A 26,487-nucleotide genomic window follows, 5' to 3' on the forward strand; every position below is an offset into this window, starting at 1 on the left:
ACACCGGCCGACGACGTGGTCGCACTGTCCGACGACGGCGTCGGACCGGTGCCCACGACGCCGATCATGCGCTGGCTGGCCGAGGTGCCCGGGCCGGTGGACGAGTTCAACCAGACCGTGGTGGTGCAGGCCCCGGCCGGCGCCACCGCCGCCGACGCCGCAATTCTGGTGCAGGCCTTGCTGGATCGGCACGCCATGCTGCGCCTCACCGCGGTCCGCGACGGCACCGGCTGGTCGCTGTCGGTACCGACTGGGGGTGCGGTCGATGCCCGCGACCGCCTGCACACCGTGCCCGAGTTGTCCGAGGACGCCGTCGTCGCCGCCCGGTCGCGGCTGAACCCGGCGGCCGGGCACATGCTCAGCGCGGTGTGGGCGGTCGGCAGCCGTCAGCTCGTGCTGATCGTCCACCACCTGGCCGTCGACGGCGTCTCGTGGCGAATCCTGTTGGAGGACCTCAACCTCGGCTGGGCGCAGCACCGCGCCGGTCAGCCCGTCGCCCTGCCGCGGACCGGGAGCTCGTTCGCGCAGTGGGCGCGGATGTTGCACCAGCACGCCGCGACGCCGGAGGTGACGGCACAGGCCGAGACGTGGCGCCAGGTCAGCGAATCGGCCACCACGACGGTCTTCCCGGCGCTGCGGCCCGATGTCGACACCTTCGCCACCGCCGGGCAGCTGTCGATGACCCTGGACGACGCCGACACCGTCCGGGCGCTGCTCGGGGAGGTGCCCGCGGCGTTCCATGCCGGCATCAACGACATCCTGCTGATCGCTTTCGCCTTGGCCGTCACCGAATTCGCCGGGACCGGCGGCGCACCGATCGGGATCGACGTCGAAGGTCACGGCCGGCACGAGGAACTCGGCCGGGTGGATCTGTCCCGCACCGTCGGGTGGTTCACCACCAAATACCCGGTGGCGCTGACACCGGGTCGGGGCGAGCTGTCCTGGAGCCAAGTGGCCGCCGGCGATGCCGCGCTGGGCGCGGTGATCAAGGATGCCAAGGAACAACTGCGCCGGCTGCCCGACGGCCTGAGCTACGGGCTGCTGCGCTACCTGACCGGTCATCCGGCCCTGCAGACACCGGACCCGGTGATCGGGTTCAACTATCTGGGCCGCCTCGGCGGCGGCCCCGAGCTGGACGGCGACTTCTGGCAGATCGCGCGCGACGGTGCGGCCGCCACCGCGGTCAGCACCGCGGTGCCGATGCCGTTGCTGCACACCGTGGAACTCAACGCGGGAACGGTCGACACCGACTCCGGTCCGCAGCTGCACGCGAATTGGACGTGGGCGCCGTCGGCGCTCGACGCCGAGGGGGTGTCCCGGCTCAGCCGGTTGTGGTTCGAGGCGCTGGCCGGCATCTGCGCCCACGTCCGCGCCGGCGGCGGCGGGCTGACCCCGTCGGACGTCGCGCCCGCACGGGTGACCCAAGGCCAGATCGACGAGTTGGCGCGCCGGCACCGCATCGCCGACATCCTGCCGCTGACGCCGTTGCAGCAGGGAATGCTGTTCCACAGCAATCTGGCGAACAGAGCCGAGTTGTACGCGGTACAACTGGATCTCACGGTGTCCGGCCCCTTGGCGCCCGACCGCCTGCGCGCCGCCGTGCAGCGGGTCATCCTGCGGCACCCGCACCTGGTGGCCCGGTTCAGCAGGCAGTCCGACGAACCGGTGCAGATCATCCCCGCCGATCCCGAAGTGCCGTGGAGCTACCTCGAACTGGAGCCCGAGGACGAGATCGGGCGGTTCTGCGCGGCCGAACGCGCCGCGGTCGGCGACCTGGAGCGCCAGCCGCCGTTGCGGGTCGCGGTCATCCGCACCGCCGAGCACCGGCACCGGCTGGTGCTCACCAACCACCACATCGTCCTGGACGGCTGGTCGGTGCCCGTCCTGCTCGGGGAGATCTTCGCCGCCTACCACGGGCAGCATCTGCCGGCCGCGCCGTCGTACCGGAAGTACCTCGGCTGGCTGGCCGACCGCGACGTGGACGCGGCCCGGGCGGCGTGGGCCGGCGTGCTGGCCGGGTTCGACACCCCCACCCTGGTGGGCCCCGCGCGGCGCACCGGGGCAGGCCCCAAGCGGGTGCGTACGGTCCGGCTGCCCGAGCGCATCACCACCGCCGTGGAGGAACTGGCCAGGACCGGCCGCAGCACACCGAACGTCGTGCTGCAGGGCGCCTTCGCGCAGGTGCTCGCGGGCCTGACCGGTCAGCGCGATGTCGTGTTCGGCACCGCGGTGTCCGGCCGCCCGACGGAGCTGGCGGGCGCGGAATCGATGGTCGGCCTGCTGATCAACACCGTGCCGGTGCGGGCCACGCTGACGGCGAGCACCACCGCAGCGGAGCTGCTCGACCAGTTGCAGGGCGCGCACAACGCGACGCTGGAGCACCAGCATCTGTCGCTGGCCGAGATTCACCGGATCGCCGGGCAGGAACAGCTTTTCGACACCCTGTTCGCCTACGAGAATTATCCCGTCGCCACCGGCGAGGCGGCCGAGGACACCGTGGCCGTCACCGGCTTCACCAGCCACGAACAGAACCACTACCCGCTGACCGTGCAGGTGGCACCGGGCCGCGAGCTGGGCCTGCGCATCGAGTACGACACCGACGTCTTCGACGCCGCCGTGATCGACGCGCTGGCAAGCCGATTCGAGCGGGTGCTGCAGGCGATGACCGCGGAGCCGGCCCGCCGGCTCGCCACGATCGATCCGCTGGGCCACGACGAGCGCGCGCAGCTGGATGCGCTGGCCCACCGGGCGGCGCTGACCCGCCCGGCGGATGCCGCGGTGTCGATCCCGCACCTGTTCACCGAGCAGGCGACGCGCACACCGAACGCGGTGGCGCTCCGTCATGCCGGCCGGTCGCTGACCTACGCCGACCTCGACGAGGCGTCGAACCGGGTGGCGCATCTGCTGACCGGTGCCGGTGTCCGGCCGGGACGCACTGTGGCGCTGCTGTTCTCGCGCTCGGCCGAGGCGATCGTGGCGATCCTCGCAGTGCTCAAGACCGGTGCCGCCTACCTCCCGGTGGACCCGGCCCTGCCCGCCGAACGGATCGCCGTCATGCTGGCCGATACGGAACCGGTGGCCGCGGTCGCCGGTGCCGACCTGGCCGGACGCCTCGACGGGACGGGGCTGCGCGTCGTCACCGTCGACGATCCCGGCGCGGCGGGTGCACCCGCGACCGCGCTGCCGGCACCCGCGCCCGACGACATCGCCTATGTCATCTACACCTCGGGCACCAGCGGCACCCCCAAAGGTGTTGCGGTGACCCATCGCAACGTGACCGCACACGTGCTGGGCGGTTCGCTGCGCGCCGGCCTGCCGGCCGAACAGGTGTGGACGCAATGCCACTCATACGCCTTCGACTTCTCGGTGTGGGAGATCTGGGGCGCGCTGCTCCACGGCGGCCGCCTGGTGATCGTGCCCGAGTCCGTCGCGGCCGAACCGGAGGAATTCCAGGCACTGCTGACCGCCGAGCGGGTGAGCGTGCTGACCCAGACACCGTCGGCGGCCGGGGTACTCTCGCCCGACCAGTTGGGCTCGGCCGCACTGGTGCTCGGTGGTGAGAGCTGCCAGCCCGAACTGGTGGCCCGCTGGGCACCCGCTCACCCGGTCGTCAACGCCTACGGCCCGACCGAGGCCACCATCTACGCGGCGATGACCGAGACACTGGCACCGGACTCGGTTCCGGTACCGATCGGGTCACCGGTGCCCGGTGCGGCGCTGTTCGTGCTCGACCCGTGGTTGCGCCCGGTACCGCGCGGAGCGGTGGGCGAGCTGTACATCGCCGGTACCGGCGTGGGCGTCGGTTACCTGCGCCGGTCCGGGCTGACCGCCGAGCGGTTCGTGGCGTGCCCGTTCGGTGGGGCCGGTGCGCGGATGTACCGCACCGGTGACCTGGTGCGCTGGCGCGCCGACGGGCAACTGGACTACCTGGGCCGGGCCGACGAGCAGGTCAAGATCCGCGGCTACCGCATCGAATTGGGCGACGTGCAAGCGGCTTTGGCGGCGGTCGACGGGGTGACCCAGGCCGCCGTGCTTGCCCGCGAGGACCGGGACGGGGCGCGCCGGCTGGTCGGCTACGTCACCGGCGCGGCCGACCCGGTCGCCGTCCGGGCCCGGCTCGCCGAGCGGTTGCCCGCCCACATGGTCCCGGCGGCGGTGGTCGTGCTGCCCGAGCTGCCGGTCACCGCCAACGGCAAGCTCGACACCCGGGCCCTACCCGCCCCGGAATACCGCGCGGGTGACCACCGGGCCCCCGTCGATGCCATCGAGGCGGCACTGGCCGCCGGCTACGGGCGGGTACTCGGCGTGCAGCGGGTGGGCTCCGACGAGTCCTTCTTCGATCTCGGCGGCGACAGCATCTCGGCCATGCGCCTGGTCGCCGCGATCAAGGCGGACCTGGACCTCGACGTCTCGGTGGCCACGGTCTTCGAGGCGCCCACCGTGGCAGCGTTGGCCGCGCGGCTGCGCGCCGGGACGGGGGCGGTCGCGGAGTTGCCGCCCGTGCAGACCCTCAAGGACGGCGACGGCAGCGCGCTCTACTGCCTGCCCGCCGTCAGCGGTGTCAGCTGGCCGTACCAGGCGCTCGGCGCGCACCTGGCCGGCCCGATCATCGGGCTGCAGCAGACCGGGCAGCAGGCACCGGCATCGCTCGTCGAGATGGCGGCCGACTACGCCGACCGCATCCAGGCCCACGATCCGGACGGACCGTACCGACTGCTGGGCTGGTCGTTCGGCGGCGTGCTGGCCCATGCGGTCGCGGTGGAACTGCAGCGCCGCGGCGCCGCCGTCGCCGCCGTGATCCTGCTGGACGCCGAGCCCGCGCTGAGCGGCCGGGCCGGCCGCACGGTGGACAGCGGCCAGCTCGCCGGTCTGGACATGCCCGGCTACCCGGGGCTGCTGGAGACGCTGGTGCGCAACTTCGAGACCAACGTGCGGCTCTACGGTGAACACGCGGCCGGCGTCTTCACCGGTGACGTGGTCATCTACGCCGCCGAGCGGGACGAGCCCGGCCGCGGTGCGGCGCTGCAGCACAGCTGGCGACCACACGTCACCGGCGCGATCACCGTGCACCCCGTCGACTGCACCCACCTGGGCATGCTGGACGCCGACGCGCTGGCCCGGTACGGCGACCGACTCGGCCGTGAGAAGATGTGAGCTTGAGCTGGCCACGCAGGCCGCGCCGTGACCTCACCCCGACGGCGGAGCGGGCGGAGGGTGCACGGGCAGGCGGCATCTTCGAGCGACTGGCACATCTGGTGGTGCGCCGGCCGTGGTGGGTCATCGCCGCCTGGCTGATCCTGGTCGCGGTGTTGTCGGTGACCGTCACGCCGCTGATGAAACTGGCCAGTGACCGCAATCAGGAACTGCTGCCTGCCAATTCGGCGGTGATGGCGGCGACCCGGGACATGACCGAGGCATTCGGCGAACCGGGCATCCAGAACATCGCGCTGGTGGTGCTCACCAACGAGAACGGCCTGACCCGGGCCGACGAGGACGTCTACCGCAACCTGGTCCAACGGCTGCACGACGACCAGCGCGACGTCGTCATGGTGCAGGACTTCGTGTCCCAACCACCGCTGCGCGACGTGATGGAGAGCAAGGACCACAAGGCGTGGTTCATCCCGGTCGGCATCGTCGGCGAGTTGGGGTCACCGGAGTCGGGCGCGGCGTATCAGCGCGTGGTGGGGATCGTCAAGGACACCGTCGCGGGCTCCGCGGTGACCATGCACATGACGGGCCTGACCGCCACCGTCGCCGAGCGCGAGGAGATCGGGCTGCGGGATCTGCGCGTCATCGAAACCGCCACCGTGGCCATGGTTCTGGTGATCCTGCTCGTCGTCTACCGCAACATCGTCACCATGCTGGTGCCGCTGGTCACCATCGGCGTCTCACAGGCGGCCGCCACCCAGGTGGTGGCCGCGCTGGCCGAGATGGGCCTGGCGATCTCGCAGCAGACGCTGGTGTTCATGAGCGCCATGATGATCGGCGCGGGCGTCGACTACGCCGTCTTCCTGATCAGCCGCTATCACGAATACCTGCGCCAGGGCCTGGATTCGGACCAGTCGGTCGCCAGGGCACTGGTCGCCATCGGCAAGGTGATCGCCGCATCCGCGGCGACGGTCGCCGTCACGTTCCTCGGCATGAGCTTCACCTCCCTGAAGGTGTTCTCCACGACCGGCCCGGCGCTGGCGGTGTCCATCGCGGTCGCGTTCCTGGCCTCCATCACGCTGCTGCCGGCGATCCTCGCGCTGACCGGCCGCCGGGGCTGGGTGAAACCCAAGCGCGAGCTCACCGACAAACTGTGGCGCCGCTCCGGGATTCACATCGTGCGCCGCCCGGTGGCACACCTGGTGGGCAGCCTGGTCATCCTGATCCCGTTGGCGGCGTGTGTGACCCTGCTGCACACCAGCTACGACGCCCGTAACGCCCTGCCCCCGTCGGCCGAGAGCAACGTCGGGATGGCCGCCATCGAACGACACTTCCCGGCCAGCCTCACCGCACCCCAGTACGTGTTCGTCCAGTCGCCGCACGACCTGCGGACCACCAAGGCGCTGGCCGATCTGGAGCAGATGGCGCAACGGGTGGCCCAACTGCCCGACATCTCGGCGGTCCGCGGGGTCACCCGGCCGACGGGGGTGCCCCTGGAGCAGGCCACGCTGAGCTACCAGGCCGGCGAGATCGGCAACAAGCTCGCCGACGCGACGGCGAAGATCACCGCCAGCAGCGACGCCAGGGCCGCGCTGACCGGCGGTGCCGACAAACTCGCCGACAGCCTGGCGACGGTGCGGACGCAGCTCACCAAGACCACCGGGGTGCTCGACAACCTGAGCAAGTCGCTGGCCGGTATGCGCAGCGCGCTGCCGAACTCCGATGATCTGCAGAAGCTGATCGGCCGGGATTCGCTGCTGCCGGACATGGCGCAGTTCAACGACGCGCTGTGGCTCAACGACACCACGCTGGAAACCATGAAGGCCGACCCCAACTGCGAGCTCGACGAGAAATGCGCAGGCGACCGGGATCGGTTGCAGCGCATGTCCGATGTCCTGCACAAGGTGCTGCCCACCCTGGACGCCGCCACCAAGGCCCTGCATTCGCTGGGCCTCACCGGTCCGGGTGCATCCGGCGGAGCACCCGGCGGCGGTATGCAGAATCAGATCGCCGCCCTGGACCAGGGTGCGGCGGCACTGGCCGACGGCAGCCGCAAGATCGCCGACGGGGTGCGCATCCTGGACGACCAGACCAAACAACTCGGCGAAGGACTCTCGCGCGCTTCGGCTTTCCTGCTGTCGATGAAACTCAACGCGTCCGATCCCGGCGCCGCGGGGTTCTACGTGTCCCCGGAGATCCTCGGCAACGACCGGTTCAAGGATCTGGTCAAGGTGTTCATGTCACCCGACGGGCATTCGGCCCGTTACCTGGTCGAGTCCACCCTGGACCCGTATGACACCAAGGCGATGGACCAGGTTAAGACGATCCTGGCCACCGCGCGAGGCGCACAGGCCAACACCTCGCTGGCCGATGCGTCGATATCGATGTCGGGTATGACGCCGTACTACAGCGAGCTGCGCGACTACTACAACCACGATCTCGAGTTCATCGTGCTGATGACGGTGGTGGTGGTGTTCCTGATCCTGGTGCTGTTGCTGCGGGCCGTGGTGGCACCGCTGTATCTCGTCGGCACCGTGATCCTCTCGTGCCTGTCGTCGCTGGGCATCGGGGTGATCGTGCTGCAGTTGATCGGCGGTCAGTTCATGTCGGCGAGCACGCCGGGCATGGCGTTCATCGTGCTGGTCGCCGTCGGCGCCGATTACAACATGCTGTTGATCTCCCGGATCCGCGACGAGTCCCCGCACGGCATCCGCTCCGGTGTGATCCGCACGGTCCGGTCGACCGGCAGCGTGATCACCTCCGCCGGGATGATCTTCGCCGCGCCGATGTTCGCGATGGTGTTCAGCAGCATCGGCTCGATGGTGCAGGGCGGCTTCATCATCGGCGTCGGTCTGCTGCTGGACACCCTGTTGGTCCGCACCATCACGGTGCCCGCACTGGCGGTGCTGGTCGGCCGGTACAACTGGTGGCCGTCCGGGGCGGGCTGGGCCCGGCGCAGGCGGGGTTCGGTCGATGACGCCGAGCCGCCGCTGGAGCTACAGGACGCGGCCACCTGAGCTCAGCCGCTCGGCCAGCAGGTCCGCCAGGGCGCGGATGGTGGTGATCTCGGTGCCCCGGATCCGCACGCCGGTGGCCGTCTCCAGCCGGGTGATCAACTCCAGCGCACCGAGTGAGTCGATACCGGATTCCGGCAGCGGCCGGTCCGGGTCGATGCTGTGCCGCACCACGGCGCTGACCTGCTCGGTGATCATCGTGCGCAACCGCTGCGACCGTTCGGCCGGTGGCAGCCCGTCCAGTTCGGTGGCCAGCCGGGTGGCGTCGGCCGAGGGGCGCCGTGCGCCACGCAGGTCCACACCGAACGGGCCGCGCGCCGCGACGGCGGCCAGCCACGGCGAATCCGGCCGGGTGTACGCGGTGTACGGCCGGTCGTGGCGCAACAGGATCTCGAACGCCTCGCCGGCGTCGGCACCGTCCGGCGCGCCGTCCCCCCACGCGATCGTGGTGGCGGGCAGGCCCGCGGCGCGGCGCCAGCGGGCGAACGCCGCCAGCCAGGCGCCGGCCGCCGCGGCGATGCCCTGACCCGGCGAGCCGGCCAGCACGCCGACCGAGGTGAACACGGCGAACCAGTCCAGCGGTTGGCCGGCCGTCGCCGTGTGCAGCCGCCACGCACCGACAACCGATGGCCCCCAGGGGTCTTCGAGGTCACCGGTGGGAGCTCCCGCGTGCAGCACCCCGCGCACCGCAGTCCCGTCGGCGGCGCCGACCAGGCGCGCGGCGGTGCCGGGGTCGGCGATATCGGCGCACACGACGGTCACCGCGGTGCCCGCCGCGCGGATCGCCTCCACCCGCTCGAGAGCCCGAGGTGACGGCTGCGCCGGTGAACACAACACCAGCCGCCCGACCCCGCCGGCGGCCATCCGTTCGGCGAACCGCAGCCCCGGGTCGTCCAGCCCGGCGGTGACGATATAGGCGCCGTCCCCACGGAATGTCGGGACGTGTTCGGGCGGCACCACCACCGGCACACCGCCGGTGGGCATCTCCAGCACCGCAGCGGTGATGCCGCTCGCCGGCACGTCGGTGAGCTGCTGGGTGACGAATTCCGGTGCGGCCAAGGCGCCCTCGGCGAGCAGCTGGTACACCGCGGCCAACACGTCGGGTAACCGCTGCGGGTGGCTGACGGCCAGCGCCGCCAGATCGGCCGTGCCGAACGACCGGTTACCGCGCAGCGCGGCGGCGTCGACGCGAACCTCCCCGTCGTGCGCCGCCAGGTCGATGAAACGCCCACCGGGAGCCAGCATCTCGATGCCCGCACCGCCGGAGGTGTCGAGCACGATGTCGAATTCGCGGCCAACTGCCGCGGACCGGCCCACGGCGACCTGGGCCCCGGCCGCACCGGCCAGCGCGATGGCCGCGGCGCCGGTGGCCGTCGCCGCGGAATCGACCAGCACCACCTCGCCCGCGACGACCCGGGCCAGGTGGTGCAGCGCGTGATGGGCGGTGGCATGCGAGACGGTGGCGGCGACCGCGGTGTGCTCGGGCAGGCCCGCGGGCAAGGTGACGGCCAGATCGGCATCGCAGGTGAGGTGGCTGCGCCAGGCGCCGGCGGGGCACACGCCGGCCACCCGGTCGCCGATCCGGTGAGCGGTGACACCCGGCCCGACGGCGGTCACCGTGCCGGCAAAGGCCGTGTCCGGTACGGTACTCGCGGCCCGCACCGCCACCTCGATCTGGCCGGCGGCCACCGCGATACGTTCGGCCGCAACGAGTTCCAGCGACGGCGGGTCAGCGGAGTCACGGGGTTGCAGACGCAGGCCGTCGCGCGCCGGGTCGAGCACCGCGGACCGCCGGTCCTGCGTGCCGAGCGGCGCGGGCACCAGCCGTGCGGTGTACCAGCGGCCGTCGCGCCACGCGGTCTCGTCCTCGTCGGATCCCAGCAGCAGCTGCCTGGCGACATCGCCCGCCACGCCTGCGCTGTCGTCGATATCGATGTGGGTGGCCGCCAGCTCCGGATATTCGTTGCCGAGCACCCGGACCAATCCCGGCACACCGGCCTGGGCCAGGTCCGGCCGCTCACCGTCGATGACGGCCTGCGCCCCGCGGGTGACCACGAACCAGCGCGGCGTCGATCCGGATGCGGCGGACACCTGTGCGGCGCTGCGCGCCAACCGCCCCAGCAGATCCGGGCTGGTCTCGCCGCCGGCACCGGGCTCCGGCACCATCACGACACCGGTCAACTCCACCCGGCCGTCGATCGGTGCGGCATCCCACGTTGTGCTCGACGGGTGCGCGCCAAGGCTTTTCAGCGCTTCAACCAGCCGGTCGACCATCGGGTCGTCCGCGCCGCCGATCAGCAGCCAGGCGCCGGCGTCGGCGTGCGGAATGTCGGGCAGCGCGCGGTGGCGCCACTGCGTGGCGAACAGCCGGTCATCGAGCGGCCGATGCCCGGTTCCCCGATAGCGCACTCCGTGCGCGGTTAGCAGCACGGCGCCGTCCTCGTCGAGCACCTCGACATCGGCCTCGGCGCCCTCGGGTGACGCGGTGGTGATGCGGGTGTGGCAGAAGCGCGCGGCGCGCAGCGGCCCGTGCACGCGCAGCCGGTCGACACCGGTCGGCGGCATCGGCCCGGTCGGGAAATCCGGATGCTCGGTCACCGCCCGAAAGCAGGCCGCCAGCAGGTGCGGGTGTACGACGTAGTCGCCCTGCTCCGCGCGGACCGCGGCGTCCGGGGTGATATCGGCCAGCACCCCGCGCCCGATGTCGCGGGCCGGCGCCTCGACCGGCTCGGCCGGATGCAGCACCGCAGCGGCATGCCTGCGCCGCGTGCCCTGCGGATGGCTTTCGACGGCGAATGCCAAGGGCCCGGGCGTATCACCGGTCGCGATGGTGGTGAGCGTGCCGTCGTCGGGCAGCGGGTGCTCGAACGAGAGATCGCGCACCTCGACGGCGTCGCCGAACACCGCGCGGCCGGCCGCGAGCGCCATCTCACAGCACACCGCGCCGGGTGCCGGGTCGGTGTCGGCGCCCACCGTGGTCTGCCAGACGTGCCGCTCGGGCCGTTCGGGCAACCGCACGTGCGCGCCGAGCAGCGGATGCACGGCCACGGTGTGCCCGCCGGGGCGCGCGGCGTCGCCGGTGCCGGGGTCCAGCCACAGCCGCCTGCGGGTCCAGGTGGGCAGCGGTGCGTCCACCAACCGGCCCTGCGGGTAGAGCACGGCGAAATCCACCGCCGCGCCCGCGGCATGCACCCGGCCGACGAAGTCCAGCAGACCGGTGGGTGACTCGACCGCGCCGCCCAGAACGGCCGGCGCGATATCGAGTTGGTGGGCCGTCCGCTCGACCGCGGCGCCCACCACCGGGTCGGGGAGCAGCTCGGCGAACACCCGATGCCCGTCGTCCAGCGCGGCGCGCACGGCAGCGGAGAACCGGGACATCTTGCGCAGGTTGGACACCCAGTACCGGGCGTCGCAGACGGGCTTGTCGCGCGGGTCGAACGAGGTGGCGGTGTAGAAGGGGACATCCGGTGCCGTCGGGCTGAGCCCGGCCAGCGCCGCGGTGAACTCCTCGATGATCGGGTCGACCTGCGGGGAATGCGTCGCCAGATCGGTGGGCAGCGGCACGGCTCGCACATCGCGCTGTGCCAAGGCCGCGACCAGTTCCGCCACCGCGGCCGCGGTGCCGGACACCACCGCCGAATCGGGTGCCGGCACCACCGCGACCACCACATCGTTCTTGCCGCGCATCGCCAGTTCCGAAAGCAGTTGCTGGGCAGGGAGTTGCACGGTCGCCATGGCGCCGGCACCGGCAATGCGGGACAACAGCTTGGCCCGGCTGCACACCACCTGCAAGCCATCCGCCAGGGACAGCGCGCCGGCCACCACGGCGGCCGCGGTCTCCCCGAGCGAGTAGCCGATGACCGCGCCCGGGTGCACACCCCGCGCCCGCAGCGCGGCGGCCAGCGCCACCTGCATGGTGAACACGGCCGGCTGGCGGCGGCTCTGGTCGGCGACGGCGTCGGACGACGACAGGGCTTCGGTCACCGAGAACCCGCACTCACGCGCGATGACCGGTTCGGCCTGCGCGACGACGGCCGCGAATGCCGGTTCGCCGCTGATCAGTTCGGCGCCCGTACCGGTCCATTCGGCCTGCCCGGAGAACACCCACACCGGGCCCCGGTCGGCGCTGCCGAGCGCCGCGCGACGGTCGACGGTGGACGCGGCGATCTCCTGCAACGCGGCACCGAGCCGCTCGCCGTTGTCCGCGACCACGGCGGTGCGCACCGGTCGGTGCGCGCGACGGCGGGCCAGCGTGTAGGCCAGATCGGGCAGCGCGACCTCGTCGTGCTCGCGCAGCCACCCGGCCAGCCGGTCGGCGGTGCGGCGCAGCTCCTCGGCCGAGGTGGCCGACAGCGGGAACAGCAGGGGGCCGGGCGGCGTGGCCGGTGCCGGGTCCGGTGGTGTTGGCGGCTGTTCCAGCACGCCGTGCACGTTGGTGCCGGACAAGCCGTACGCCGACACCGCCGCGCGGCGCGGACCGCCGTTGCCGGTCCATGGCGAAAGCTCGTGGGGGACAAAGAGTTTGGTGTCGATCTGGGCGAGCTGGTCCGGTAGCCGGCTGAAGTGCAGGTTCTGCGGCACCACCCCGTGCCGCACGGCCAGCGCCGCCTTCATCAGGCCGAGCACCCCAGCGGCGGCCTGGGTGTGGCCGAAATTGGTCTTGACCGACGTCACCGCGCAGGGACCCTCGACGCCGTAGACCTCGGCCAGGCCGGCGAACTCGTTCGCATCGCCGAGCGCGGTGCCGGGACCATGTGCCTCGACCATGCCGACGGTGCCGGGGTGAACCGAGGCCGCCGCCAACGCTTTTCGGTACACCGTGTGCTGCGCCCGCGGTGACGGGGCCGCGACCGCGGTGTCGTGGCCGTCCTGATTGGCGGCGGTGCCGCGCACCACGGCCAGGATCCGGTCGCCGTCGCGCAGCGCATCGGGCAGCCGCTTGAGCAGCACCATGGCGGCGCCCTCACCGATGACGGTGCCGTCGGCGGCGGTGTCGAATGCCCGGCAGCGGCCGGTCGGTGACAACACCCCCAGCGCTGAGGCCGCGGCGAACCGGCGCGGTTCCAGGATCACCGATGCGCCGCCGGCCAATGCCAGGTCGCTTTCCCGGTCGTTGAGGCTGCGGCATGCCATGTGCACGGCCAGCAGGCTCGACGATCCGGCGGTGTCCACCGAAACGGCAGGCCCGTGCACCCGCAACGCGCGGGCGATCCGCCCGGAGGCCATACCGAAGCCGTTGCCCTGGAAGCCATCCGGTTCCTGCGACGGTGGGGGATAGTCGGTGTGCGTCAGTCCGACGAAGACACCGGTGAGGGAGCCGGTCACCGTTTCCGGCGGCAGCCCGGCATGCTCGAACGCCTCCCAGGAGGTTTCCAGCAGCAGCCGGTGCTGGGGGTCGAGCGCGGTCGCCTCGTCGGCGTCGAGGCCGAAGAAGTCGGCGTCGAACCCGGCGATATCGTCGAGGAACGCCCCCCATCGCGACACCGAACGGCCGGGCGTACCGGGCTCGGGATCGAAGTGGTCGTCGGCGTCCCAGCGCTCCCGGGGAATGTCGGTCACCAGGTCGGCGCCGCGCAGCAACGCGTCCCACAGGCCGTCCGGCGAATCGATGCCGCCGGGCAGCCGGCAGGCCATCCCGATCACGGCGACGGGATCGAACGAGACCATTGCACCCCTACCGAACCGTCGGACTCCCCATGCCGCGCCCTCGGCCCCGAGGCACGGCACCGTGCGCCGGGCCAACGATAGTCCACCCAGCTAAGCCCGGACGGGGGTACCGCGGGCAGGGTCCGCCAGTAGGGTGAGCAACGTGATTGAGGCTTCCATCCCGGCCGTGCTGCGTGAGCGGGCCAGTCTGCAGCCGGACGATCCAGCGGTCACCTTCATCGACTACGACCGGGAGTGGGACGGCGAGCCCGAGTCGCTGACCTGGATGCAGCTGTACCGGCGCGCTTCGGCTGTGGCCCAAGCCCTGTCGGTCACCGGGTCCGCCGGCGACCGGGCCGTCGTGGCGGCCCCGCAGGGACTGGACTATGTGACGGCCTTCCTCGGTGCGCTGCTGGCCGGGCGCATCGCGGTGCCGCTGTCGGTGCCCCTGGGCGGTGCCGCCGACGAGCGGGTCGGCGCGGTGCTGCGCGACGCCCTGCCCAGCGCCGTGCTCACCACCGCGCCGGTCGCCGGTGTGGTCGCCGAGCACCTCGGCCCGGCCACCGAGCACGGTGCGACGCTGATCGAGGTGGACGGATTGGGGGAGGACTCCCGATTCGGTGCGCAGGCCGACCTGGATGACGGCGGCGCCACCGCGTATCTGCAGTACACGTCGGGTTCCACCCGGCAACCCGCCGGCGTGATGATGACCCACCGCAACGTGCTGGCCAATTTCGACCAGCTGCTGGCGGGCTATTTCCCCGACCGCGGAAAGGTCGCGCCGCCGGACACCACGATCGTCTCGTGGCTGCCGTTCTACCACGACATGGGCCTGGTGCTGGGGGTGTGCGCGCCCGTGCTGCTGGGCCTGCGCACCGTGCTCACCAGTCCGGTGGCGTTCCTGCAGCGGCCGGCGCGGTGGATGCAACTGCTGGCCGGCAACCCCAACGCCTACACCGCGGGACCCAACTTCGCGTTCGAACTGGTGGCCCGCAAGACCAGCGACGACGATATGGCCGGGCTCGACCTGTCCGGTGTGCTGAACATCGTGACCGGCAGCGAACGGGTGCACCCGGCCACGCTGCGCCGCTTCACCCAGCGCTTCGCCCGGTTCAACCTTCGCGAATCGGTGCTCCGGCCCTCCTACGGTCTGGCGGAGGCGACGGTGTTCGTGGCCACCCGGGCGCCGGGGGAGGCGCCGCGCACCGTGTACTTCGACGCGGAGCACCTGTCCGAAGGACGGGCGACGCCGTCGGCCGATGGGCGGGGCACCCCGCTGGTCAGTTACGGCGTGCCGACGCAGCCGCTGGTGCGGGTGGTCGACCCGGACACCCGGATCACCTGCGCACCGGGGGTGACCGGCGAGATCTGGGTGCACGGGGCCAACGTCGCCCAAGGCTATTGGGGCAACCCGGAGAAGACCGCGCAGACGTTCGGGGGTGTGCTGGCCGACCCGCCGGACGGCGTCCCGGACGGTCCATGGCTGCGCACCGGTGACCTCGGCTTCCTCCACGACGGTGAGCTGTTCATCGTCGGGCGCATCAAGGATCTGCTGATCGTGCGGGGCCGTAATCACTCCCCCGACGACATCGAGGCGACGATCCAGGAGATCACCGGCGGCCGCGTCGCGGCGATCGCTGTCGCCGACGGCCAGACCGAGAAGCTGGTCACCGTCATCGAACAGAAGACGCGCGGGACCTCCGATGCCGAGGTGGCACAGCAGCTGGCCGCCGTCCGTGGCGAGGTGGCCACCGCGGTGTTCACCACGCACGGGTTGAGCATCGCGGACCTGGTGCTGGTGCCGCCGGGCTCGATCCCGATCACCACCAGCGGCAAGATCAGGCGGGCGTCCTGCGCCGAGCAGTACCGGCAGGGCCAGTTCGCCCGGTTGGACTCGTGAAACCGTTGCGCTGCGGCGCATTCGGCGACTGACGGGAAGGACGGCTTGTCGGCGATGTGGAGTTCGGTGGCAGTGCTGGCGCTTCCGATTGCGCTGGACCCGGTTCGGCTGGGCGTCAACCTGCTCCTGGTGTCCCGGCCCCGCCCGGCGCAGAACCTGTTGGTGTACTGGATCGGCTGTGTCACCGCCAGCGTCCTGTTGCTGTTGGTCCCGCTGCTGGTGCTGCACAACACCGCGATGTTCTCGTCATTCGTGCACGACCTGGCCAACCCGCGCACCAGCACCAGCGCCACGGTCCGCGGTATCGAGATCGGCGTCGGGGTACTGGTGCTGCTGATCGCCGCGCTGACTGCGGTCCGGGCCGTGCGCGGACGCCGGGCGGCGACCGATCGGACCGAACCATCCGATGGCACAACGGGTTCTGATGAATCGCCCATCGCCAGACTGCTCAAGCGGGGTCGGGACGCGCCGGCCGACGGCGGTTCGGCCGTGCAGCGGCTGCTCGGCAAGATCCACCGGGCCTGGGAGAGCGGCGCGCTGTGGGTGGCAGCGGTGATCGGTTTCTGGGCCGGCCCCAACCCGTCGCTGGTGACGTTCTCACTGGCCACCATCCTGGCCTCGGGCGCGGCGTTCGGTGCCCAACTCGGCGCCGCCGTGGTGTTCATCATCGTCAGCCTGGCCGTCGTCGAGGTCGTGCTGATCAGCAATCTGGTGGCGCCGGCCCGAACCCAGGCGGTGCTGCGCCGCGTGCACGACTGGGTGGGCGGCTACCGCAGGCAGATCGTGGTCGCCATCCTGACCCTGGTCGGGCTCGCGTTCGTCGCACAGGGCACCGGCATCCTGTGAACCAGCGTCCCGGCAACCGGCCCGGTCACTGACGTTCGGCGCTGCGCAGGATGGCGCGGGCCGTCTCGAACGACCGGGCCGCCCCCGTGACCTCGGCGCCGAACTGGATGAAATCGCCGGTGCTGGAGCGGAAACTCAAGGTCGGGCAGCGCGTGGTCAACTCGTTGAGTTGGCCGGTCATCTGGCGCAGCGCCGTGGTCAGCGCCTGATCCGGGGTGGGCAGGCTGGTGCGGATCTGCTGGTTGGCGATCGTCAGGTCCTGGCAGATGGTGTGGATACCGTCGAAGTCGGCCCGGTTGATCGCCGTCGCGAGCCGGCCCGACGCGGTGCCCAGCGTCTTGAACGCCTCGTAATGCTGCTTACGCCAGGCGTTGATGCGTTCGGCACTGCCCAGGCCCAGCACGGCCGGGGCGGCGGCATTCGGGGTGGCCGGCGCGGGTGCGGCCGGGCCCGCGCCACATCCCGGGGCGCCGAGGGCCAGGAGCGCGATCACCGCGACCCGGTGGAAGCGTTTCAACGGGAGAGCTCGCATACCTTCAGGGAGTGACGGGTCGGGGCGGGGGTAAGGAGGGCTAGCCCGGGACTCTAGCGCACGCCGGCCCCCGCCCGGGTGTTCATCGGGAGTTCGGGCGCGGTTCGCCCGCCCCGGTGGCCATCGGGGCCGGATATGGGTGACCATCCACTCATGGACCCCGTGATGGACGGTGCCGACGATCTCCCGGACACCGGGATACCGCCGGCCGTGGCGGCCCGCATGACGATGGCCGAGCGTCATGACTGGCACCGGGAGTATCTGCGCAGCCGGCCGGTGTCGCGGCGCTCCTTCCTCGGCGGTGCGGCCGCCGCGACGGCGGTCGCGGCGCTCGGCGCGGCGCCGTTCGGGCCGCCGGCCTACGCGCTGGATGCACCGCTGACGGTCGCCAACCGGCGGGTGGGCTACGGTGCCGACGCGGCCACCCAGCTGCGGATGTCGGCGCAGTTGTCCCGAAACCCCAAGGCCGGCAAGGTGTTCCTGGACCACGGCCCGACGCCGGAGCTGGGTGCCACGGTGCGGGCCGAGGTGCGCAACCTGGTGACGCAGATCCCGGACGGGCGTGGCGGCGTGCTGGCCGCCGAGCAGTTCTATGTGCACGTACCGGTCGACGGGCTCGCGCCGGCGGCGGCACACCACTACCGCTGGCGCACCGAGGACGGCTTCGTCAGCGATGTGCGGACCGCTTCGACGGCGATGCCGCGTTCGCGGGCGGCCACAGATCCGTTCCGGTTCACCATGATCGGTGACCAGGGCACCGACCAGACGCCGGCGCTGCCCCCGGGTCTGGTCAGGGGTGACTACGACGACAGCTACTACCAGCCGGACAACGATCCCGACGTCCCGCACGCCGCCAACGTGCTGAACCAGATCATCGCCGCGCGGCCGGATTTCCACGTGCTGGCCGGCGATATCGCCTACGCCGACCCGTCGGGGCTGGGCAAGCCGGCGGCGTTCGTCGGTCCCGGCGGCACGCTGCCCGCCGGCTTCGACAAGTTCAACCCCTTCGTCTGGGACGTCTACCTGGGGTCCATCGAACCGAGCGCGTCGAGCACGCCGTGGATGTTCGCCACCGGTAACCACGACATGGAGGCCGCCTACGGTACCCACGGTTACGGCGGCCATCTGGCCCGGCTCGACTTCCCCGGCAACGGCCCGGCGAACTGCCCATCGGTGTATTCGTTCAGCTACGGCAACGTGGCGGTGCTGTCCCTGGACGCCAACGACGTGAGTTACGAGATCACCGCCAACACCGGCTATTCCGGCGGTGCGCAGACCGGTTGGGCGCAGCGGACGCTGGCCGGCTACCGCGCCGATCCGGCGATCGACTTCATCGTCTGCTTCTTCCACCACTGCGCGTACTCGACCACCGATGCGCACGCCAGCGACGGCGGCGTCCGGGCGGCGTGGTGCGCCCTGTTCGACCGGTACCGGGTGGACCTGGTGCTGCAGGGTCACAATCACGTCTTCGAACGCACCGACCCCATCCGGGCCGGCGTCCCGACCAGGGCGGCCCTGGACAACGACGTCGTCCACCCGGAGACCGACGGGACGGTGTACTACACCGTCGGCTGCGGAGGCCGGCCCCGGTACGGGTTCCAGCCGGGTGAGCTGGAGAGCTACCGCGGCAACGTCCTCGCCGACACCAGCGTGCCCAACAGCTATGTCTGGACCGCCGGCGGCGCGAAACAGCAAGAGGCCGTGGGCTGGTCGCGGGTGCGGTTCCGCAACTACGCCTTCCTGCGCGTCGACGTCCGGCCCGGCGTCCTGGTCAGCGAGATGGATGTGGTGGCCGTCGACGAGTACGGCCGCGAGTTCGACAGGCTCACGTACCGGCGACCGGTTCGAGCGTGACGGTGTGCACCGAGGTGATGAGCGCGACGTCGAAGCCGGCATGGTCGGCGGCGAAGTCGGTGCTGGCGCGGTAGGCGTCGGCGAGCCGGTGCGGGTCCTCCCCGGCGCGGTAGCCGATCAGCGCGAGCACCCGGTGTCCGTCGGTCGCGGTGTCGGTCCACACGCCGTGCACGGTGATCCCGTACTTGGCCAGGCTGCGGACGTGCCCGGGCCAGAAGTCCTCGGTGTAGCGCCGGCGCGCGGCCTCGTTTGCCAGCGAATAGGTCCGCAGTTCCAGCATGGCTGCTCCTCTTTCGTCGCGGGGGCGTGCCCTCCACGGTAGGGCCGCGCGCACGAAGTGTTGCTGAGCCCGGTGCCGCGGCGGAGAACCACCATGCAGTGCGGTGGTGCGGCTCGCGCGGGTGGTTTGCAGCCCGTCCGGGCGGTTCCGCGGCGATTGGCGCGAAGTGATCGGCCACACTATTTTCCTCTGGCGTGAAGTCCTCAGCTGCCGGCGCCGTCGCGCGGTGGATCTCTCCGTTCGTGGCGGCCGCGGCGGTCGCCGGTCTCGGTTGCTCGGTCATCCCGATCGCGGCGGAGCCGGCCCCGGTCATCCGGTTGGCCGACGACTCCAACCCGCTCGCCGGCCGGCCGTTCTATGTCGACCCGATCTCCAAGGCGATGCGGGCCGCGCAGGCCGCCAACCCGCCGAGTGCCGAGCTGACCACCATCGCCAACACGCCGCAGGCGTACTGGCTCGATCAGGCGTTCTCCGCCGGCACGGTCGGTGGCACGGTGGCCAAGCTCGCCGGCGACGCCGCGGCGGCCGGAGCGACGCCGGTGCTGGCGCTGTACGCCATCCCGCACCGGGACTGCGGCAGCTACGCCGCGGGCGGCTTCTCGTCGGGGGCCGACTACCGACAGTGGATCGACGGGGTCGCCGCCGGGCTGGGCGCCCTGCCGGCCGCGATCATCCTGGAACCCGATGCGCTGGCGATGGCCGATTGTCTGTCTGCCGACCAGCGCCAGGAACGCTTCGACCTGATCAGCTACGCCGTGGACACGCTGACCCGTAACCCGGCCGCCGCCGTCTATATCGACGCGGGCCACTCCCGATGGGTGAGTGCGGACACCATGGCGGCCCGGCTCAACCAGGTTGGCGTGGCCAAGGCGCGGGGTTTCAGCCTGAACACCACCAACTACTTCACCACCGAAGAGGAAATCGGCTACGGCGAGGCCATTTCCGGTCAGACGGGCGGCGCGCACTACGTGATCGACACATCGCGCAACGGTGCAGGGCCGGCGGCGGGCGAGTACTACTGGTGCAATCCCGACGGCCGCGCGCTGGGCACCCCGCCGACCACCGACACCGCGGGACCGCACGCCGACGCCTACCTGTGGGTGAAACGCGTCGGGGAATCCGACGGGTCGTGCGGCCGTGGCGAACCGTCGGCGGGCACCTTCGTCAGCCAGTACGCCATCGACCTGGCGCGCGCGACGGTCCGTTAGCCGCTGGTTTTCGAGATGACCGCGCCCCGGACCGGGTGGGCGGCAATCCAATTGGCGATGGCCGTGGCCGCAGGCTTGGCCGTCCAGGCCTGGTTGAAGACGCCCCACGGGGTCTCGTTCGGCCGGTCCACCAGGCAGTAGATGAACATCGGCCCGACGCCGGGCAGCGTCGACCAGGTGGTCGCGAAATCCGTTATCCACGCGGCCTGGGTCTGCGCGTTCACCGCCGATGTCGGGACGCCGTACTCCGTGGTCCAGATCAGCTTGCCGGTGTCACCGGCGGCATTCATCAACGCCCGCAACGACTTCACCTGTTGGTAGGGCGTGTTGGCGTACGGGGCGCCCGCGGAGAAGCTGCTGGAGAAGTTGTACGGGTGGAAGGACAGCGCGTCGAAGTAGCCCTGCGCGCCCGCCGAGTACATCTGGGTCAGGTAGTTGACCGGGTTGATGGTCCAGGTGCCGAAGGTCAGGCCGGCCCCCAGCACGCCGCCGATCACCGGGGCCGTCGGCTCGACCTGCTTGACGGCGGTGTAGGCGGCCTTGAGCAACGCGGTGTAGCCCGCGACGTTCGGCTGCGGTGACCATCCGGTGTTGCCGTTCGGTTCGTTCCAGATCTCGTACGCGGCGACCCTGGGCGCACTGCTGCGCGAACCGTACCGCTGGGCCACCTGGGTCATGAACCTGGCGTAGTCGTTGGGGTCGTCCGGTGCCGCGTTGGGCAACCAGAAGCCCACCTTGGACGCCCAGGTCGGCGTGCTGGTCACCGCGCCGACCACCGCGAGTCCTTGTGCCGCAGCGGCATCGAGAATCCGGTCGGCGTCCACCCAGTTGTACTTGCCCTTCTGCGGCTCCATCGCCCGCCAGGGCAGGAACACCCTGATCTGCTTGACGCCCATGGCCTGGAAGTTCTGCATGGCGGCGGCCAGGTCGGTGGCGTTCATGAAGTACAGGTTGGATTCGGCCATGCCCATCGCGGTGGCCGAGGTGTCGATGGTCAACGGGGCCAGGGCCGCGGCGCGGGGTTGCGGTGCGATGCCGTAGAGCGCCGCCGCCACCAGGGCAACGACCATGAGTAATCGGTTGACGGGACGGATGGCGGGCATGACAGCCTTTCTGGCAGGCCAAGCGGTTGCGCATCATTAAGGCAGATCAACCGCCCTCTTGCACAGCGCCGTTCGGCCGGCCGTGGGGGTGCCGCGCACCGCCCCGTGGCAGGCGGGACGCGTGCCTGCGGATGTCCTGACCGCTGTCCGGCCGGTATGCCAGCAACGCCGGGCGGCGTCGCCGCCGCTGGTGCCGGCACGGTGCCACATCGGTCGTCGTTCCGCTCGCAGGCCTCACACGCTGGTCTTTTTGTTTGCAAACAGGCGCGCCGCACCGAAATTTGCTGGGAGGTCAAAATGTGCTCACCGGCAGCCAGGTAACACCCAGGGTGATAAGCGATTATTGCCAGGATTCGGTCTTCGGGCCGCACCCGCCGGTGATGTGCTGCGCGGGTGCCGTAATTCCGTCACCGAATCGAAACGCCGCCGAGTGTAAACCGAGATGTACTCGGGCCGGATGGCGTTGCGGGACAGCCCCAATCGTCCAAGCCGGCCGCATTCACTCGACGGGCGACTCGGCCCCCCGACGGTCCACGCTGTCCACTGCGAAACACACCAGGCTCGCGATGAACCCGGCCAGTCCGGCGACCGCGAGTACCACCGCGGTTCCCATCCGGCCATCGAGGCCGAGCGCGAAGGCACCGGTGATCGCGATCAGTGCCGCGAAGTTCAGCAGGAGCCCGACGGTGGCGGGTGCTTCGTGCGGCGTGTCCGTGGTGACGGGGCTGTGCATGGCACACCATGTACCCAGACCGCGGTTGCGACAAACGTGCTCACCTGGCGGTCACCCCATCGATCGCAGTTGGTAGAGCCGTTCGGCGTAGGCGAGGTCATCACGCCACAGCCGGGCCGCGGCCATCCGCATGAGCGGGCGGAGCAGCGGGGCGACGGCCGCCGACTTGCCGAAGTGCTTGCGATCCGAGTGGGCGATCACCGCTTCCAGCACCGCGGTCCTGGGCCGGCCGTCGGGACCGGGTCCCAGCGGGGTGGCGTGGGTTTCCACGACACTGCCGACCCCCTCGCCGTCGACGATGTGCATCACCACGGTGCGCGGCTCCGGGGTGGTGAACTCCGCGACCACGGGCACCCCCAGCCGACCGACCTTGAATGTGACGTCGACGACGAAGCGGTCGTCCTCGGGGCTCAGGTCGTCGGTGGCCGCGGGGGCCTGACGCACCCGCAGCGCGGTGAACGAATAGGGGTGGAACCAGGCGCCGTGCCAGGGGTCCAACCGGTTGGCGACGATGTCTTCCGGCTCGCAGACACCTTCCACGGTGGCCACCGCCGCCAACCGGGGTTCCGGCGGGCGCACCGGCAGAACGGGTGCCTCGGTGGGGGTTTCGCCGCCCACCGCATCCAGGCGTACCCAGCTCAGCACCCCGTCGTCGAAGGTCGGCAGCGCCCGCCAGGTTCCGTGCCGGCGCCCGTCCAGGCGCAGCCCGTGCCACGGACAGATCAACGCCCCGCACTCCACCGGTGACAGGGCGAGGTCGGCGCCCAGGTGCGGGCAGGCGCGCGGACCCGCCAGCAGCGCACCGTCGCTGCCGCGCCACGCCACGATCGGCACACCCGCGACGCACGTGCCCAGCGGCTTGGCGCCGATGCGAGCGCTGTCGGCGAAGACGAACCAATTGCCGCTGGGTCGGCCCACGGCCCGGCGCAGTGCCGCCTGGATCACCCCAGGGTTGGCGTCACCGTAGGTGGGTCGCTGCGCCGACCATGCGGTGGGCGCCAGCGTGGTGAACGGCAGGGTTCGTGCCGCCGTGAACGGCGAAATGCGATGGGCCCAGCGCCGCAGCGGCCCGGTCATCGGTGCCGCTCCTGGGCGCGGGCGGCCAGCAGCCGCAGTCCGCGGGAGCGCCCGCGGGTGGGCACGGTGTACAGCTCGTGGCCGGCCAAGCCGAACCCGGCCAGCAGCCCGTTGGCGGCCAGCCATCCGGTGGTGGCGGCGCGTTCCATCAGCGCCACCGGCAGGTCGACCCGAATACCGTCGCCGGCCAGCATGATTCGTGGGTCAGGAGTCGTCACGGTGGGCCGCCCGGCGAAATCACCGGGTGCGAACCGGGGACAATCCTGTCGGCGCAGCAGGCGTTCGTCGACGATGCCGGCCTGAACCGTTTCCGGGTAGAGCTGGTGCATGCGCGCCAGCAGCGCGGCCCGAACCTGCGCGTCGGGTTCGGTCACCGAGTACGCGTGCAGTTCGACCACTGATCCTCCCGTCCGTCGGGTCCATTGCGCGGCTTCGCGTTCGTAGCGCTCCAGCACGCTGATGTTGTCCAGCGGTGCCCGGCCGCCGGTTCCGACGAAGGCGGCGCGGTCGCGGCGCACCGCGCGGTCCAGCCACAGCCGCAGCACGACGAACGCCGGTGCGGTGCGCAGCGCGGCGACCCGCCGGCGCCAGCTCTCGTCACCGAGCGTCGGCGACGCGGCGGTGAGGCGTTGCAGGCCGGTGATGTCGGTGGCCAGCACCGCGGCGTCGGCCTCGATGTCCGGCGCGCCGGCGACCCGCACCCGCACACCGGCGACGGTGCGGTCCAGCGCCTGCACCTCGGCGCCGAGATGCAGGCACACCCCGAGGCCGGAAAGATACTCGCGCAACGGGTTCCACAGCGCGGCATCGAAATTGGCATTGGCCACATCGAAGACCAGACCTTCGGACGAGCCGAGGAAGTAGATGTGGAACATGGTCACCAGTTCGGCGGCGGACAGCTTCTCCGGCCTGGCGAAGAAACTGCGGGCGAAGACTTCGAAGGCCAGATGGCGGGCGGCGTCGGGAAAGTTGATGTCCCGCAGGAAGGTGGCCGCGTCGAGGTGGTCCAATCGGTCGTAGGTGGCCGGCACCCCGACCGTCACCAGCGGCGCGGCCGCCTTGGCGTCCAGCCGCACCAGGTCGCGCAGCCGGAACGTCGGGCTGCGCAATGCGAACGCCAGCGCGTTGAAGGGCGGCGTGCGCGGCAACCCGCGGAAGGTGTCCCGGCGCCCATCGCCGTCGATCAGGGGGTAGTCCGCAATCGGCGAGAGCGCCCGCAGGTGCGGGTCGGCGCGCCGCAACAGAGCCCGCAGGTTGTAGTACTGCCGGAAGAAGGCGTGAAATCCGCGGTTCATCCCGCCGCGGCTGCCGTCGGCCAGGGACTCCGGCCAGCCGGCCACCCGGCCGCCCAGCCGGTCGGCTGCCTCGACGAGGTGGACGCGGACACCGCGCTCGGCCAGGCCCGTGGCCGCCGCGAGTCCGGCGATACCGCCGCCGACGACCACGACGGTCGGCACCCGGGACAGCGCGGCGGCGTCGGGCAGCCCGGTACCGCCCGGCAGCCGCTCGCGCCGTGGGTCCGGCGCCGTCACCGGGGCTCCCCGGCGCGGGCCCGTTGCCGCTCCCACAACAGCAGCACACCGGTCACCAGCGCATAACCGAACAGGAAGTCCTCCACCGGAATGTCGAACGGGAACCGGATCCCACTGGTGTGCCGGTCGTCGTAGATCACGATGGGCGCGGAGAGCTTGGTGAGCCAGCCGTCCACCGGAATCTGGAAGCCGAGCACGATCACCATCGAGATCCAGTAGCTGGCCCGGCGGAACAGCCCGGTACGCAACACTTTCCATTCGAGCACCAGCACGATGACGACGGCCAGCACGGCGGGCAGCGTGTAGCCGAGGCCGCTCATCGGCTCGACTCCACCCGCCGCCTGCTCAGCCACGACCAGATGGTGTCCACCGCCGAGTAAGTCAGCAGCCCGCACACCGGGATGACCACGAAGAACAACACCTCCTCCAGCGGAAGGGCGCCCGGCAGCACCACGCCGAGCAGGTAGCGCGGGTTGTAGTGCCACACGCCGGCGGCCACCGCGACCGCGTCCCAGATCAAGAACAGCACCGCGACCGGCAGGATCGCCGTGAGCAGCCGGCGGGGCCGGCGGTACACCCCGCGCCCGAACAGTTCCAGCGGCGCGGTGACGAGCACGCACGCGGCCAACACCAGCAGGTACTGCCACTGGTCGAGCTCGGTGCTCATCGGCGCCGGACCGTGCTGCGGGCCCACCAGGCGCCGGCCAGGCCACGCAACGCGACCACCAGCCGGCGGGGCTTGCCGACGCTCGCCCGGGTGCCGAAGATCTCGAAGTCGAGTTCCTCGATCCGGCACAGGATTTCGGAGTACAGCGTGAGTGCGGCCTGCACACACGGACGGGATATCGGCGCCAGCATGCCGATGCCGGGCTGCGCCTCGCGGTACACCCGGCGGGCCTGCGCATGCTGGTCCACCAAGGCCCGGCGCACCCGGGGATCGCTGCGTCCGTTGCGGTGGCACCACAGCAGCAGCTCGCGGTCGACCCCGTGGACGGCCAGTTCGTCGGCGGGCAGGTACACCCTGCCCCGAGCCAGGTCCTCGTCCACGTCGCGGAGAAAGTTGGTGAGCTGGAACGCCTTTCCGAGTGCCGCGGCATGCGGTTCGGCTTCCTCGCGGGCCACCGTGGTGCCGAGGATGGGCAGCATCTGCAACCCGATCACCTCCGCCGAGCCGTGCATGTACCGCTCCAGCGCGGGGCGGTCCGGATAACCGGTGACGGTCAGGTCCATCCGCATGGCGGCCAGGAAGTCGTCGAACAGCTCCCAGCCGATCCCATAGCGGTGTGCGGTGTGGACGACGGCAGTCAGCACCGGGTCACCGACGGGGGAGACGCCACCGGTCAGGCAACCGAACAACCGGTCCGACAACGACTGCAGCTGCTCGGCCCGCAGGGCACTGTCGCGCTCGTCGAAGGAGTCGAGGATGTCGTCGGCGTAGCGGGCGAACCCGTACAAGGCATGAACCGCGGGGCGCTGCTGGGGTGCCAGCAGCCGGGTGGCCAGGAAGAACGTCTTGCCGTCCCTGGCGTTGACGGCCCGGCAGTGGGCGTAGGCGGCGCGGAGGTCCGTGCCCTCGAGGCCGGCGGCATCGAGTTCGTCCTTGATCATCGTCGA

At 71.3% G+C, this 26,487-nt stretch carries 16 protein-coding genes (1 of these 16 only partly in view); 6 read left to right on the forward strand and 10 right to left on the reverse strand.

Features of this window, described 5'->3' with window-relative positions:
• Together BN977_RS14970 and BN977_RS14975 are read left to right on the forward strand one after the other, a co-directional pair.
• Nucleotides 1-5,154 carry the 3' end of a non-ribosomal peptide synthase/polyketide synthase gene (locus BN977_RS14970; RefSeq protein ID WP_036398069.1) on the forward strand. It extends 25,977 nt beyond the left edge of the window, so 5,154 of the gene's 31,131 nt are visible here — the last part of the coding sequence; the start codon falls outside the window, past its left edge; it ends in the stop codon at nt 5,152-5,154.
• A 2-nt stretch (nt 5,155-5,156) separates the two neighbouring features.
• Nucleotides 5,157-8,165, forward strand: coding sequence for an MMPL/RND family transporter (locus BN977_RS14975; protein ID WP_084172515.1), 3,009 nt, complete (start codon nt 5,157-5,159; stop codon nt 8,163-8,165).
• On the opposite strand, the gene BN977_RS14980 is transcribed toward BN977_RS14975, so the two are convergent.
• Entirely contained in the window at nt 8,145-13,829 is a 5,685-nt protein-coding gene (locus BN977_RS14980) for a type I polyketide synthase (RefSeq protein WP_109790136.1), read from the reverse strand. The two genes, BN977_RS14975 and BN977_RS14980, sit on opposite strands and share 21 nt — an antisense overlap.
• Before the next feature lie 142 nt (nt 13,830-13,971).
• On the opposite strand from BN977_RS14980, the gene BN977_RS14985 reads away from it, so the two are divergent.
• Entirely contained in the window at nt 13,972-15,708 is a 1,737-nt protein-coding gene (locus tag BN977_RS14985; protein WP_036399203.1) for an AMP-binding protein, read from the forward strand.
• 66 nt (nt 15,709-15,774) lie between these two features.
• Nucleotides 15,775-16,554 (forward strand): GAP family protein, encoded by a 780-nt coding sequence (locus tag BN977_RS14990; protein WP_193584973.1) that lies wholly within the window; start codon nt 15,775-15,777, stop codon nt 16,552-16,554.
• Between the two features lie 25 nt (nt 16,555-16,579).
• On the opposite strand, the gene BN977_RS14995 is transcribed toward BN977_RS14990, so the two are convergent.
• On the reverse strand, nt 16,580-17,086 hold the full coding sequence (locus tag BN977_RS14995) for a hypothetical protein (RefSeq protein ID WP_131590124.1): 507 nt from the start codon (nt 17,084-17,086) through the stop codon (nt 16,580-16,582).
• A gap of 153 nt (nt 17,087-17,239) precedes the next feature.
• Between BN977_RS14995 and BN977_RS15000 the strand changes: the two genes are divergently transcribed.
• Nucleotides 17,240-18,940: a metallophosphoesterase gene (locus tag BN977_RS15000; RefSeq protein ID WP_036399205.1), complete on the forward strand. Its 1,701-nt coding sequence runs from the start codon at nt 17,240-17,242 to the stop codon at nt 18,938-18,940.
• Here the strand turns inward: BN977_RS15000 and BN977_RS15005 are convergent.
• On the reverse strand, nt 18,912-19,220 hold the full coding sequence (locus BN977_RS15005; RefSeq protein ID WP_024453263.1) for an NIPSNAP family protein: 309 nt from the start codon (nt 19,218-19,220) through the stop codon (nt 18,912-18,914). The two genes, BN977_RS15000 and BN977_RS15005, sit on opposite strands and share 29 nt — an antisense overlap.
• 194 nt (nt 19,221-19,414) lie before the next feature.
• Here BN977_RS15005 and BN977_RS15010 point away from each other — a divergent pair, with 194 nt between their 5' ends.
• Nucleotides 19,415-20,428 carry a glycoside hydrolase family 6 protein gene (locus tag BN977_RS15010; RefSeq protein WP_024453264.1) on the forward strand — a complete coding sequence of 338 codons (1,014 nt, stop codon included), beginning with the start codon at nt 19,415-19,417 and terminating at the stop codon, nt 20,426-20,428.
• Here BN977_RS15010 and BN977_RS15015 read toward each other — a convergent pair.
• The 7 genes from BN977_RS15015 to BN977_RS15045 form a co-directional block, all read right to left on the reverse strand.
• The gene (locus tag BN977_RS15015) at nt 20,425-21,531 is read right to left on the reverse strand and encodes a cellulase family glycosylhydrolase (RefSeq protein WP_081664434.1); all 1,107 of its coding nucleotides are present in this window, start codon (nt 21,529-21,531) and stop codon (nt 20,425-20,427) included. The genes BN977_RS15010 and BN977_RS15015 overlap by 4 nt on opposite strands.
• Nucleotides 21,532-22,030: 499 nt before the next feature.
• Entirely contained in the window at nt 22,031-22,264 is a 234-nt protein-coding gene (locus tag BN977_RS15020; RefSeq protein WP_024453266.1) for a hypothetical protein, read from the reverse strand.
• 51 nt (nt 22,265-22,315) lie between these two features.
• Nucleotides 22,316-23,341 (reverse strand): DUF5914 domain-containing Rieske (2Fe-2S) protein, encoded by a 1,026-nt coding sequence (locus BN977_RS15025; RefSeq protein WP_024453267.1) that lies wholly within the window; start codon nt 23,339-23,341, stop codon nt 22,316-22,318.
• Nucleotides 23,338-24,873, reverse strand: a complete 1,536-nt coding sequence (locus BN977_RS15030) for an FAD-dependent oxidoreductase (protein ID WP_024453268.1) — start codon at nt 24,871-24,873, stop codon at nt 23,338-23,340. The genes BN977_RS15025 and BN977_RS15030 overlap by 4 nt, the downstream gene beginning before the upstream one ends.
• Nucleotides 24,870-25,193 carry a lycopene cyclase domain-containing protein gene (locus BN977_RS15035; RefSeq protein WP_024453269.1) on the reverse strand — a complete coding sequence of 108 codons (324 nt, stop codon included), beginning with the start codon at nt 25,191-25,193 and terminating at the stop codon, nt 24,870-24,872. Before BN977_RS15035 ends, BN977_RS15030 begins: the two co-directional genes overlap by 4 nt.
• Nucleotides 25,190-25,540 (reverse strand): lycopene cyclase domain-containing protein, encoded by a 351-nt coding sequence (locus BN977_RS15040; protein WP_036399213.1) that lies wholly within the window; start codon nt 25,538-25,540, stop codon nt 25,190-25,192. The genes BN977_RS15035 and BN977_RS15040 overlap by 4 nt, the downstream gene beginning before the upstream one ends.
• Complete coding sequence (locus BN977_RS15045; RefSeq protein ID WP_024453271.1) at nt 25,537-26,481, reverse strand: phytoene/squalene synthase family protein; 945 nt, start codon at nt 26,479-26,481, stop codon at nt 25,537-25,539. Before BN977_RS15045 ends, BN977_RS15040 begins: the two co-directional genes overlap by 4 nt.
• Nucleotides 26,482-26,487 lie beyond the last annotated feature (6 nt).

This window comes from Mycolicibacterium cosmeticum, from assembly GCF_000613185.1.
GTDB lineage: Bacteria > Actinomycetota > Actinomycetes > Mycobacteriales > Mycobacteriaceae > Mycobacterium > Mycobacterium cosmeticum.